This window comes from Roseateles sp. P5_D6 (genome assembly GCF_054049415.1).
Map to the genome: position 1 here is coordinate 34,945 of NZ_JBFUMK010000012.1, position 13,196 is coordinate 48,140.

Genomic DNA, 13,196 nt, shown 5'->3' on the forward strand with positions numbered 1-13,196 from the left:
AGAAGTTATTGATTCCAAAACGAAAGTTTTGTCGACTGGGAAGGGTAGATGTTGTCGGACAGCTCCTCAGCCCGTGGCCCTCACCGACAAGTGCCACGGCTTGTCCGGCAGCCGCTTCACGCGCTGGAAACCCGCCTCCCGCATCGCCTGTGCCAGCCCGGCTTCGTCATAGCCGGCTTTGTGCACGTCCCACACCTCGGTCTCTCCGTCGTGCTGCCAGCCCCAGAGGCTGCCGAGCGCATGCTGGCGCTCGGTCCATTTCGCGTTTGCCGCGCTGCGTGGCCCGCTGCGCAGCAGCTGCGCGGCGTGGTAACGGATGTCCGGCACGATGAGGTGCAGCTCACCGCCCGGCCGCAAGACTCGCTGGAACACACGCAACGCAATGCGGCCCTGCGCGTAGGTCAAGTGCTCGAAGAAGTGCCGGCTGTAGATGGCCTCTACGCTGCCGGCCTCGACATGCCGGTCCAGTTCCCATGCGTTGCAGACGATGCCGACGTTGGGCAACGCCCGCACGTCGACGCCGACATGTCCTTCACGCAGCTTCGCGCCGCACCCCACGTCGAGCCGCAGCGGTGCCGCCGCGACCGTGCTCATGCGGCGCTCCTCACGGCAAGCCCGGCCAGTCTTGCCGCCAACTGCAGTTCGCCCTGCACCCAAGCTGCAAGGCTGCGATCCTTGACGCTCTCGGCCAACCGCAGCGCCGCCGCGCGCCAGGCTGGTTGCGCAGCGATCAGCTCCAGCAGCGCGTCGCCGAGCAAGGACGCGTCATCGACCAGGCGCCCGCAGCTGCCGTCGGCCAGCAGGGATTCAGACCAGCCCCTGCGCGTCGCGGCCACCGGCACACCGGCATGCAGGGCGTCGAAAAGCGGCCACGGCCCGGTATCAGGCCCGCCACCGATGGCAACGGCATCAAAGCGTGACAGCCATTCGCTGGCACTCGCCATCGCGAACTCACGCATGCCATGCACCCGGCAATCGACGCCGGCCGCGCGCAGCGCTGCGGCGGCGGCAGACAGCTTCTCGCCGACGAGCACGAGGTGCGCCCTGCCCTGCAGCACCTTCGCGCCGGCAACAAAGCCGTCCAGCCCGGAGGTGTCGACGCCGCCATGCACGGCTGGCCGGCCCACCCAGGCCACCCATGGCAACGACCCGTTCGGCCGCCGTGCTGCAGCCTTCCCGCTCCACCCAGGCGTGTTGAGCTGCCAGAGTCTTCGCGACAGGTCGATGCCGGCGCGCTCAAGCACGGCCTGCTGCGCCGGATGCGTCAGCGAGATGGCGCCGCAGCGCGCGACCGCAGCGCGCTCGCCGCCGGCCGCGTAACGCCCCTCGTCGAGGCCATCGTGGATCTGCACCACGCAACGTGCCGGTTCGGGCGCCAGCCCGGCTTCACGCGCGCGGATGAAGATCCATGCGCGCGCATCCCGCAACGGCTTGGGCGTCGCGGCGACGCGAAACTGCGGCATGTGCGCCGCGGCCAGCGCCTGCTTCCAGTGCTCGAACAACCAGCCCTTGTTCTCAGCAACCACGTTGATCACGGGCACCGACGCACGGCGCAGGTTCACCACGGCATTGCGCACCGGAACAGGCGCTGGCGGCGCGACGCGCGGGCGAACCGAGGCCAGCAGCTCGGCGACGCGCTGCGGGTCGCGCGCCTCATCCAGGCTCCATTGATGCCGGATCAGATGGTGTGCATAGGCACGCCGGCAGGCAACGGCCTCGGGCTCGGTCACGCTCGCGGACAGCTGCGACCAGTCCTTGGGCCACGTGGTCAGGAAGGGCGTGCAGACGCCGCTGGAGGGCCAGACATTGCGGCCGAGCACGATGGCCGGCACGTCCCACAGCAGGCCGTCGTGCGCGACGTTGCTGTTCAGCGTGACGATGCCGCGGCAGGCGCCGCCCTTGAGCATCTGGTGGATGTTGCCGCGCGACTGCGGCCACAGCCGGTCCTGCGGGCGGCGCGTGCGCAGCTGCAGGTGGCGGTTGCCAACTCGCGCATCGGCGGGGTGCTGCTTGAAGATCACCGGCCACGGCGGGTTGATGCGCGACACATGATCGACCAGCGCCTGCATCGTGCGAAGGCTGGCGGGCGCATGGCGCGCGATGTTGGTGTCCGATTCGATCTGCAGCGGCACCAGCAGGAAGTCGGCCGGCAGGCCGAGCGGCACGTCCTTGTCGGCCTGCATGTACTGGTAGTAGCCCTCGAAGCTCGCCGACTTGACCGCGGCAAGCCTGGCGTCGAGTGCGGCGGATTGCGCCTCGGTCAGCGGCCTGCCATCCCAGGCGAACGGCGCGGCATGCGAGTCCGCGTTGATGCCGCGCGGGCTGATCTGGTAGTCCGCGCGCGGCAGCCAGCCGTGCTCGCAGTACAGCGTCGGCCCCCGGCCGAGGTGGCCGCGGCCGTTCCAGACGATGGAGAGCACGCGCGGGTCCGCCGCGGTGCGGCGCGTGTCGCGCGTCACCGTGTGGCCAAGGCCGGCTGCGGTGGCCGCCAGCGTGTCCAGCAGGTCCGACACCAGGCCCTTGCTGCGTTTCTCGATGGAGATGTTCATGACTTCACTCCTTGCAATGCCGACGTCGTGCCGCAGTTCGACCGGAGCCGGGGCGGAGCCGTCGAGCCAGCCGTGACTGCAGCGCGGCAGCGAGCGCAGGCGGCTGCCGGCGCTCAGGTTGACGAGTTCGATACCGCGCTGGGCGAGTGCTGCGGCCAGCCGGCCGTACTGCGCGTCGATCTCCTGCAGGCGCGGCGCCAGCACGTGGCGCTCACGCCCGCCGAAGAAATGGCCATCGCTCAGGTCGACGCCGATCAGGCCGATGCGGCGCGCGCCCATCAGCGCCGCCAGCATCACCGCGACATAGGGCGAGTTCTGCGTGTAGTGCAGGGTCTCGCCGCGGCCGACGTCGGTGCCGGCGTACTGGCCCAGGCGAAAGCGCACCACGGGTGGCGCCACCGAGCCGAGCTCGAGCTGGGTGAACAGGGCCTGGGCGCGCGACGCCGCGACGAAGCGGAAGCGGTCACCCTTGAACTGGCTGGGCGGATTCACCACCACCAGATAGCTCGGGTCGAACAGCCGGCCGACGTCGTTGACACCAATCGTGACCCAGCGCCGCGGCTCGGGCAGCGTGTTCAGCGACGGCCCGCAACCGCAGACGACGATCGTCCCGCCGGCATGCCGGTCGCGGAACGATGCCAGCATCACGTTCACGCGACCGACAGTTCGGGCGCCGCCGTCGGGGCAGCCGGCTCGGGGGCCGCCGGCGACAGCAGCGCGTCAAGCCACTCGCCCTCGACGGCCTCGGCGCCAAGCTCGGCGCGAGCGGCCTTGAAGGCATCGGCCAGCACGGGCCACAGTGCCTCGGCGCGTGCGCCGGGCTGGGCGCTCAGCTCGCGCAGCGTCGCATGGGCTTCGATCAGCGCGCGGCTGCCGCTCAGCGCCAGCATGGCCTCCAGCGAAACCTGCGCCTCACGCAGCGCCTGCGACGGCGCCCCGAGCTGCTGCAAGTGCAATGACCAGCACTCGGCGAACAGCCGGTAGGTCACCGCCCTCGCCTCGCGATGCGGCACCGCCAGCCGGTCGCGGCCGGCCTGGCGGATGGCATGCGCGATCCAGCCGGCGCCGACCAGCCCGGCCGCAATGCCGATCGCGAGGCTGCGCGTCGCAAAGTCCCAGCCGGCGTAGAGCGAGGCCAGGTAGTCCAGGCTCAGCCAGGCGCCGAAGCCCAGGCCGGCCAGCAGGCCGAGGGCCACCACGAGGGCGGCGAAGGATCCGAGTGCTTTCTTCATGAGGTTCTCCTTCCGAGGAACAGGGGTGGCTCAGCTCGTGCTGGGGTAAGGCGGGATGTCGTGTTCGATGTCCTTCTCGCCCTCGACGCCGCTGGGCTTCTTGACGAGCTTGGTCGGATCGGTCGGGCTGGGGGCCATCTCGTACCAGCTGCAGGCGAACTTGGAGGCCAGCATCCTTTCCTCGGGCGCGACCTTGTACTTGTTCACCTCGGCCGGCGTCAGCGTGGGCCGTCCGGACGCATAGCTGACCTTCACCTCGTAATGGAACCAGCGCGGGTTGTTCTTGGTGCCGATGTTTTTCTTCAGGATGGACTCCACCTTGTCCGAGTGGCGCTTGTTCATGCTGAAGCTGATGGGCGTCAGGTTGGCCACCATGTCGCCCGGCCCGCCCAGCTTGTGGTTGAGCAGATGGCCCAGCACATAAAGGCGCTTGGTGCTGCCCGGCCGGCGGATGTTGACCTTGGTCCAGATGGGCATGGCGCCGGCGTCGGAAGGCGCGCTGCCATAGTCCGCGTAGTCCGGCCCGATGGGGTTGGCCACCATGCGCGTGCCGCCGCGGTTGGTGTTGGGCGGGTGGTAGGTGATCTTGGACTTGAAGCCGGCTGCGCCGTCGCCTTCGGCCCGCGTGGGTGTGCGCTTCTTCGGGTTGACCTCGCCAACCACGGTCCAGCGGTCGCCTTCGAGCTCGACATCCAGGCGCGTCAGGGCATGCTTGGCGCGGATCACCGCCAGCAGCGGCCGCAGCACCAGGACGCCGACCTTCTTGCCGGCATAGCGGTTGACCGCGGCCGTGCCTTCCTCGACACCCTTGTCCAGCCGCTGCTGCGGCGAGGCCTTGGGGTCGCCGCCCAGGCCCTTGCTGACCACGGCCTGGATCTTGGAGCCAATCCACCTGGCCACCTTGGCCAGCGTATCGTCGACCTTGCCGCGGATCTTCTGGATCACCCCGCGTACCTTGGCCGTGACGCCGTCCAGCTTCAGCAGCTTGGCAAGGAAGGCCACCACCAGCGCCAGCCCGCGCGCCAGGCCGTCCTCCATGGCCTGGGCCGCGCCGCTGACGTTGCCGGCCGCGATATCGCCAATGGCACCGAGGAAGTTGGCGATCATCTTCATGATCTGCTTGGCCTTCTGGATGAAGAAGACCACGGTGTCGTAGATGGCGATGATGGCCTTGATGATGCCGGCGCCGGGGATGAAGATGGCCGCGACGAACTTGATCGCCTCCTCGACGATCTTCTGCTTGACGAAGTCCTTCACCGCGTCGACGAAGGCGTCGCGCATCTCGGCGGCCATCTCCTTCAGCTGCTCCCAGGCCGCCATCGGCCCTTCGGTGACCAGCGTCTTCACCAGCGTGAAGGTCTTCTCCAGGCCGACGACGACCGGCTCGGTCAGCACCGTCACCATGTGGCGACGCAGATTGCCGTAGCTGATGCCGATCATCTGCAGCGCCAGGCCGACGATGCCCTTGAAGTCCCAGGTCTGGGGCAGCTGGACGCCCTCCAGCGAGCCGGTCATCCACTCGAAGATGGCGTCCTTCAGGTGCTTCAGGAAGTTCTTGCCGAAGTTCCTGAAGCCGGTGACGGCCGCATTCACCAGGTTCTTCACGAAGACGATGGGCTTGGTGAAGATGGCCTTCAGCACCGCCACGCCCTTGGCGATGATGCCCTCGATCTCCTCCAGGGAATAACCGAACTTGGTCAGCGCCCAGGTGAAGAACTTCTTGGCCGCCCACAGCAGCAGCTTGCCGAGCTTGGCGAGCGCGCCGCCCATCTCGTCCTTCATCTTCTCGATCTTCTCGTCGATGGCCTTGATCGCCGCCTGCTGCTTGTCCTTCAGCGCCTGCTGCAGGTCCTCTTCCTTCTTGGCGACGAACTTGTCCATCTCGTCGAGCTTGCCGGCCATGTCCTTGGCCGTCTTGTCGCCGATGTCCTTCAGCGCCGGGCCCAGCTTGTCGACGTAGTCCTTGATCTCCTGGCGTGCCTTGGCGAGCTGGTCCTTGCACTCCTGCACCACGCGCTTGTTGTCGGCGCCGATAACCTCCACCAGCTTGTCGACCGCGGTGACGAAGTTCGCCCGGTTGCGGTCGAAGATGGCCTTCACGCCCGGCAGGTCTTCCATGCCGAGCAGCCAGTCCTTGGCCCTGCGCGCCCAGCCGAAGAAGCCGGAATAGCGGTCGTCCTTGTAGGCGTCGAGGTCGCGCTTGACGGTGTCCTCGAAGGCCTTGGTCGCCTGGGCATTGCCGTCGTCGAAGCGCTTCATCGACTGCGTCTCGAGATCGGCCAGGCGCTTCTTGACCTTGTCCTGCGTGGTCTGGAAGAGGCCGTTGATGTGGGCGGCGACCTCCTCGCGCTTCTTCTGCAGTGCGCTCTTGGCGCTCTTCTGATGGGTGGCGGTCACGCCGAGGGCGCCGCGGCGCTTGGCGTGCAGCGCATCGCGGCCCTTCTTCTCCTCGCGCTTGAGGTCGGTGTCGATGCGCGCGGCCGTCGTCTGGACGAACTTCTGCATGGCAACCGGCTGCTCCTTGGCCGCCTTCTCCATGCCCTTCTTCTCCTTGTTGGCCGTGGCCAGGTCGCCGGAGTCGACCATGTCGAGCTGCTGCTGAGTGACGCCCTCCTCCTGCAGCTTCTTGTCGCCCTCCTGCGTGAAGCTGCTGAGGTCGGTGTGCTCCTTCTGCAGCGGCGCGATCGCGCCGGCGCCAAGGTCCATGCTGCCCGTGGGCGGGGCCGCCTCGGCCGGCGGCAGCTCCTGCGGCGTGTGGCCACTGGGCGTCGGCGGCGGCGTCTTCTCCATGTCCGCAAAGGTCGACACGACGGCGTTCTTGTCGCCCTGCACCACCTGCATGACGTCGGCGCCCATGTGCTGGGCCTTCATGTCGCGCTTGAAGTTGTCGACCTCCTCGATCTTCTTGGGCACATTGGCGGCCAGCGACTGCTGCAGCTGCTGCTTGCCCTTGTTCTCGTCGACGACCGGCCTGGGCTTGTTGTCGACCATGGTGACCTGGCCGGTATTGCTCTTGGACTGCTCGTCCGACACCGGGATCACCACCGCGGCGTCGGCCTGGGCGCGCTTCTCGGCCGCCTCGTCGTGGGTCTGTTCGTTGCGGCGCAGCTTGCGCAGCATGGCGCTGCCGCGCGCCAGCACGGGCTTGGCCTTGCCGAGCAGGAACATCGCGATCTTGCCCGTGCGCCCCACCGCCAGCGTCGCCGGTGCCGCGCCCGGCTTGCCGGCGCCACCCTTACCCGCGCGCCCCGCCTTGGCCTCGGCCTTGCCCTTGGCCTGCTTGGCTTCCTTCTTGGGCGCCTCCTTGAGCGGCGGCACCGGCTGCGGCCCGGGTCCCTTGCCGAGCTTGGCCTGGGCGGCCTCGGTCTCGGACTTCATGCGCACCAGCTCTTCGTCGCTGACGTCCTCGGGCACCTCCACCACCCGGCCCTCGGCCGTGCGCACGAAGCGCTTGCCGGCAATCGGCGGAATGCGCAGCGGCAGCGCCGTGCTGACCTGGCCGTTGACCTCGCTGGCGCCGCCGCGCCGCGTGCGGCGGCTGCCGCTCAGCACGGCCACCGCGCGCGCGACCATGCCCTTGGGCTTGTCCGGCGCTTTGGCGGGGGTGACCAACAACGACATGGCGCGACTCAGCCAACCTTGCGGATGTCGAACAGCAGTAGAAACAGGCGATTGGTATCGCCGCCAGCGCGGTAGACGCTCTCGGCATCGAGGATGTCCGCCGCCAGTGACGCCATCGTCCAGGCCTCGCCTTCGTCGCATTCGCCGAACGCGCCCTGCAAAGGCTCGACGCCATCGCACTCACCCCGTTCTCGAACTGCGCTCATCAGCGCCGACGCGGTTTGCGGGACCGAATCATTCTCCCATCCCCAGAGCCACGTCCGGGCCGCCGGCGCCCAGCTACCGGCCACCTGCAGGCGCGCATGTATCTGCTCTACATCGGCCGCATCGAAGAAGCGGATCGTCGTGCCTGGCAGGTCGATCTCGAATCGTGCAAACCGGCCGAGCCCGAACCGCTGCCCCGCGCCGGCCATGCGCTCGCGAGCCTGAGCTCGCGCCGCGCCGACCCAGCGCTCATAGTCGTCCTTTTTCATTCAAATCTCCTCACAGCTTGAACCAGTCCTTGATGACCGAGGCTGCAGTCTTCAAAGCCTTGGCATGAACCAGCAACAGCGCCTGCAGTTCGGCGGCCGCGCCGCTCTTGCGGTGCTTCTGCCCCTTCGCAGTGCCAGTCTTGGTCTCGACGTTGATCTTGGTGATCTTGGTCTCGGGCGGCAGGTCCTTCAGTTGGCCGCGCCACTGCCCGCCCATCGCCGAGTTCATGCTGCTTTCGATCATGGCCATGTTCTCCTCGGTGTCCGTGCCCCCCATCTGCAGTTCCTGCTGATGGTCGGCCTGCAGCTGGGTCATCAGCCCGCGGCAGGCGTTCCGGTCCTTGGTCACCGTGATCAGGTCGATGTAGGCATGAATCTCGGCGCGGAAGGCCTCCTGTCCGCCCTGGCGCAGGCCCTTGGTCGACTTCTGCTTCGTCTTGCTGCCCTTGGCGAAGCCGAGCGTCGCGGCCTGCTGGGCCGTCTTGCCCTGGGCCGCAGCCTTCATCGCATTTGCCTTGGACATGAACTCGTCGAGTGGCCATTCCGGTTGATAGCCGACCTCCATCTCAGCCGTGCTCTTGCCCGCCTTGACCTGCGTCTTGACGATCTTGACCGGGTTGATCTCGGCCTTGATCGACCAGTAGTCGCCCGTCTTGATCGGCACCAGCGTCGTGACGCGGTGGATCACCTTGATGCCGAACAGGATCGGCACGAGGATCGCCTCGCCGACGGCCTTGCCCGAGTACCTGGAAACTGCGGCCAGTGCGGCTGCGGCGGCCTTGTCGACCCGCTTCTGCTTCTCCTCGGGTGGCGCGTCCTTGCCCGCCAGCTTGTCGATGAAGCTCTTGACCATCTTCTTGACCCAGCCGATCAGCGAGTCCATGGCCTTGTCGATGGGCGCGCGCACCTTCTGCAGCACGCCGTTGATCTTGGCGGCGACCTTGCCGAGGCCGGCGTACTGCGCGAAGAAGTTGATCGCGATGGACAGGCCCTTGGCGAGGATGGATTCGACCTTGGAGACCGCCGCGCCGATATTGCCGTTGGCGATGGCGACGATGGAATCGATGAAGGCCGTGACGATGGCCCAGATGCGCTTGATCTCGTTCTTGATGGTCACGACGGTGTCGTAGATCGTCATGATCAGCCCGATGAAGCCGGCGCCCGGGATGAACATCGCGATCAGCTTGGGGATGCCCTTGGTCAGCACCGCTTCGATGATCAGGCCCTTGATGCCCTCGACCACCTGGTCCTTCAGCGCGGCCAGCTCGCCCTTGATCTGCTCCCAGGCCGCCGACGGCCCCTTGTCCATCAACGTCGCCACGACGGTCGCGCCCTTCTCCAGCGCCGCCACCGTCGTCGCGCCGAAGGCCTTGACCAGCTTGGGCTTGAAGCGCGCATAGGTCAGGCCGAGCACCGAGAAGGCGAACTTGATGATCTCGCCGAGCTCCAGCGCCTTGGGGATGTAGACGCCGTCCAGGGCACCGGTCAGCCAATCGATGAGCCCCTTCTTCAGATGATCGAGGAAGTTGCCCGCGAAGGCGCTGAAGCCGCCCTTGGCCGCGGCGATCAGGTTGCCGACAAAGGGGGCCGGGTCCATCAGGATGGCCTTCAAGGCGGCGCCGGTCTTCTTCACATAGCCGGCGGCCTCGGGCGACACCGCCTCGAAGACGATCTTCAGCAGCTCCCACATCGCCTCGCCGGCCCAGCTGACGAAGCGCCCGATGAAGCTGCCGAACACCTTGGCCAGCTTGGCAAAGGCCAGCGGCACCAGGATGACGTCGGCGATGGTCAGCGACTTCAGGCCCTCCATGAACAGGCCCGGAATCTCCGCGACGAAGCTCTTCAGGTCGGCCCAGGCGCCCTGCATCCATGCCCAGCAGCGGTCCAGGGCGTTGGACTTCTTGATGTTGTTGTAGACCTCGTCCTGGCCGATCAGCTTCATGAAGCCGCCGACGATGGCGTCGGCCTGGTTGTCGACGGCATCTCCCGTCACCGGGTCCTCGCCGAGCACGCCTTTGAGCAGGTCGTAGCTGTCGGTGCCCTCGGCCAGCTTGCCCAGCGGCCGCAGGATGGCCTCGCGGATGAACTCGAGGATGGCGTCGATGAAGCCGGCCGCCAGGCTCTTGATCTGGGCGATCGGGTCCTGGACCAGGTGCAGGCCGCGGCTGACCGCCTTGCCCGGGCTCAGCAGGTCGTCGGCGCCGAGGGACTTGACGAAGTCGAGGATGGCCTGGCCCAGCGACCCGAAGGCCGACATCACGCCCTTCATCTGGCCATAGGCCCAGTTGGCCACCTTGTCGAAGATGCCGGCGTTGCTGATCGCGTCGGTCACCAGCGAGGCGCCGGGGATGAACTCGACGATGGCGCGAAAGACATTGCCTGGCGAGCGGTCCACGCCGGCGCCGTTGATCGGGTTGTTGCCGAGCACGATGGTCAGCATGCGAAAGCCGGGCAGCACATTGGCCTTGTCGGCGAAGTAGTCCAGCGCCGTGTCCCAGCCCAGGCGCTGCACCTGCGGCGCCTCGGTGTGCGTCACCGCCGGCACGGCCTCCACGGCGGCGTCGCGGTGCACCTTGCCCTGCTGCGCCACCGAGCGCTGCTGGATGGTGTGCGTCAGCTCATGGGCGATCAGCTCGCGCCCGCCGGCGCTGTCGGGGTCGTAGGCGCCGCGCGAGAAGAAGATGTCGCGCCCGAAGGCAAAGGCGCGCGCGCCCAGCCGCGCCGCCAGACCCGCTGCGCGGCCGTCGGTGTGGATGCGCACCGCGCCGAAGTCGGCCTTGAAGCGCGGCTCCATGAAGTCGCGCACCTGCTGGGGCAGCGCCTGGCCGCCGCCCAGGCTGGAGCGAATCTCGGTGGCGACCTCCTGCCCCGCCTTCGGAGCCACTCCCCTGCCCTCACGCTGCACGCTGGCCGGCGCGAGCAGGGTCGAGTGCGCGCGCGTGCGGCCGCGCGCCGGCTCCGCAGCCTTCTTCTCCGCGGCTGGCGGCGGCGCGGCGGCGGCGGGCGGCTGCATGCGCACCACGGCGCTGGCCACCTGGACCGCCTCGCGCTCGGCCGGGTCGCTGGGCGAAGACACCCGCAGGGCCGCCGCCTGCACGCGCGGCGGCAGCAGGGTGCTGCTGGCGCGCGTGAACGACTGCTGCTGCTTGACGACCGTGATCGAGCGGTTGCGCGCCGTGCTCGCCTTGACCGCCGTCTGGCGTGATTTGGCCTCGACGGACGCGCGCAACGCGGCGGCGGGCGAGACGGCCATGGTTCAGCCGGCGACGCCCGCCGCGACACGCAATGGATCGGCCGGCCGCAGCGGGCAGGTGCCGCCGGTCTTGCGGTACTCGCGCTGCAGCGACGCGTGCAGGTGCTCGGTGCGCAGCACGCCGTCCTGCTGCAGCGCCAGCAGGCGTGCATGCGACACCACATTGCGCAGCTGGCCGCCGGTCAGCGTGCAGCGGCAGGCCATCTGCTGCAGCCAGTCGTCGTCGATGGCCTTGCCATCCCGGCCGTCTTCGCCGAGCTGCAGCTTCAGGATGTCGTAGCGCCGCCACTCGTCGGGCGGCCGAAAGTGGATCACCACGTCCATGCGGCGCGAGAAGGCCTTGTCAATGCGCTCGGCCGCATTGGTCGTCACCAGCAGGATGCCGTCGAAGGACTCGATGCGCTGCAGCAGGAAGTTGGTCTCGAGGTTGGCGTAGCGGTCGTTGCTGCTGCCGATGTCGGTGCGGTTGGCCATCAGCGCATCGCCTTCGTCCAGCAGCAGCACGGCGTCCAGCTCCTCGGCGGCGCTGAAGGCGTGGTGCAGGTTCTTCTCGGTCTCGCCGAGGTATTTGTTGACGGTGGCCGACAGGTCGACGCGATAGAGGTCCTTGCCCAGCGTGGCCGCCAGCAGGCGTGCGGCCAGCGTCTTGCCGGTGCCGCTGCCGCCGGCCAGCAGCGCGCGCACGCCGGCATTGGCCTGTGCGGCGCCGCCGCCCGTGGCCAGGCGCTCGCGGAAGCGGCAGCGCGAGGCCAGGGCCTCGAGTTCGTCGCGGGTCGGCGCATCGACGGCCAGCTCGTGCAGGCCGCCACGCCCGGGCAGGCGTGTCGCCAGCGTCTCCAGCCGCGCCGACTGCATGGCCCGGCAGGCCTGCTGCACGTCCTCGGCCTCGATGTGGTCGCGTTGCGCCAGGGCCGCGAGCCCGGCCGCCGTGCGCGCCACGCGGCGCACATGGCCGCTGGTCAGGCGCGCCGCCTCGGCGAGCGGCCGCAGCGCGGCTTCGCCCTGCTCGGGCAGCACGGCCCGCCAGTGCAGCAGCCGCTGCGCTGGGTCGGGCAGCGGCAGCTCGAGGGTCAGCATCGCGCGTGCATCGCCGCTGGACCAGGCGCCCTGCAGGCCGGTGGCGATGCACAGCGGCGCATGGGCGAAGGGCAGCGACGCGAGCATTTTGGTCTCGCCCGGCGTCAGGTCGCAGTTGACGACCGGCATTGCGTTCAGCAGCACGGCCAGCAGGCCGAACAGCCGCCAGTTCGCATCGTCGTCGAAGACAGCCGGCTCGGCCACCAGCAGCGAACGGCCGAGGGCCTGGGCGACCGCGCCGATCAGCGTCTTGCGGCCGTTGTGCAGGGGGCCGCGCACCAGCAGTACCGCGTCGGCCTGGGCTGCGAGCAGGGCCGGCAGCGCCGCGGCCCGCGCCTGCACCTCGGCGCCCGAGACGAAGGCCTCGAGCCGGCACAGCGAATCGTGCTTGTGGTGCTTGAGCCAGCGCAGCGACGGTGCATCGCCGCGCAGGCCGTCCCACAGCGAGTGCGGCACCGCCAGCAGCCATTCGGGCCGCGGCGCCTCCGGGTTGAGCACCTGCAGCAGGCCATGCTGCAGCAAGGCTAGCAGGCCGTGGCGCACGGTTTCGGCGCGGTCGACGCCATCGTCGGCGCTGCGCCACCACGCCAGCAGGCCGCCAAAGCTCGGCCGTCGGTCACGCCCCGTCGCCGCGGGCTCGAAGACCTGGCCGAAGCGCGGATCCTCCTCGATCAGGCCGGCGGCAAGCAGCAGTTCGAGCTGAAGCTCGGTCAGGCCGGCGCCCAGCAGCGCGCGCAGAGGGAGATGCTCGCCGCTGCGCGCCTCCCAGGCGGCAACGCACTCGCGCCAAGCCAGCCACGGCGACTCGGCGCCCTCGACATGCGGCGCGATCTCGGCGTCGTAGTCGGCGAGAAAGGGATGGGCCGCCAGCGCGGCCGGCATACCGCCGGCCGTGCAATGGCAGGCGATGCGGGAGATGACGCCGAACAGCACCAGGCGGAAGTGCTGGGCCGGCGTGTGCGCGAGGGTGTCGAAGTCGGTGCTCATCGCC

Annotated in this window: 7 protein-coding genes; all 7 read right to left on the reverse strand. The window is 68.7% G+C overall.

Translation table 11 applies throughout. The features are described 5' to 3' along the window. Positions 1-66: 66 nt before the first annotated feature. The 7 genes from ACXJKM_RS17285 to ACXJKM_RS17315 are packed head-to-tail and all read right to left on the reverse strand — an operon-like array spanning position 67 to position 13,192. On the reverse strand, positions 67-594 hold the full coding sequence (locus ACXJKM_RS17285; protein WP_457353944.1) for a class I SAM-dependent methyltransferase: 528 nt from the start codon (positions 592-594) through the stop codon (positions 67-69). Beyond that, complete coding sequence (locus ACXJKM_RS17290; protein ID WP_457353946.1) at positions 591-3,194, reverse strand: capsular polysaccharide export protein, LipB/KpsS family; 2,604 nt, start codon at positions 3,192-3,194, stop codon at positions 591-593. The genes ACXJKM_RS17285 and ACXJKM_RS17290 overlap by 4 nt, the downstream gene beginning before the upstream one ends. A gap of 5 nt (positions 3,195-3,199) precedes the next feature. After that, positions 3,200-3,781 carry a hypothetical protein gene (locus ACXJKM_RS17295; RefSeq protein WP_457353948.1) on the reverse strand — a complete coding sequence of 194 codons (582 nt, stop codon included), beginning with the start codon at positions 3,779-3,781 and terminating at the stop codon, positions 3,200-3,202. Between the two features lie 30 nt (positions 3,782-3,811). Beyond that, positions 3,812-7,402 carry a phage tail protein gene (locus ACXJKM_RS17300; RefSeq protein ID WP_457353950.1) on the reverse strand — a complete coding sequence of 1,197 codons (3,591 nt, stop codon included), beginning with the start codon at positions 7,400-7,402 and terminating at the stop codon, positions 3,812-3,814. An 8-nt stretch (positions 7,403-7,410) separates the two neighbouring features. Beyond that, complete coding sequence (locus ACXJKM_RS17305) at positions 7,411-7,875, reverse strand: DUF6882 domain-containing protein (protein WP_457353952.1); 465 nt, start codon at positions 7,873-7,875, stop codon at positions 7,411-7,413. 10 nt (positions 7,876-7,885) lie between these two features. Then, positions 7,886-11,128 carry an eCIS core domain-containing protein gene (locus ACXJKM_RS17310; RefSeq protein ID WP_457353954.1) on the reverse strand — a complete coding sequence of 1,081 codons (3,243 nt, stop codon included), beginning with the start codon at positions 11,126-11,128 and terminating at the stop codon, positions 7,886-7,888. Positions 11,129-11,131: 3 nt separating this feature from the next. Beyond that, positions 11,132-13,192 carry an ATP-binding protein gene (locus ACXJKM_RS17315; RefSeq protein ID WP_457353956.1) on the reverse strand — a complete coding sequence of 687 codons (2,061 nt, stop codon included), beginning with the start codon at positions 13,190-13,192 and terminating at the stop codon, positions 11,132-11,134. Positions 13,193-13,196 lie beyond the last annotated feature (4 nt).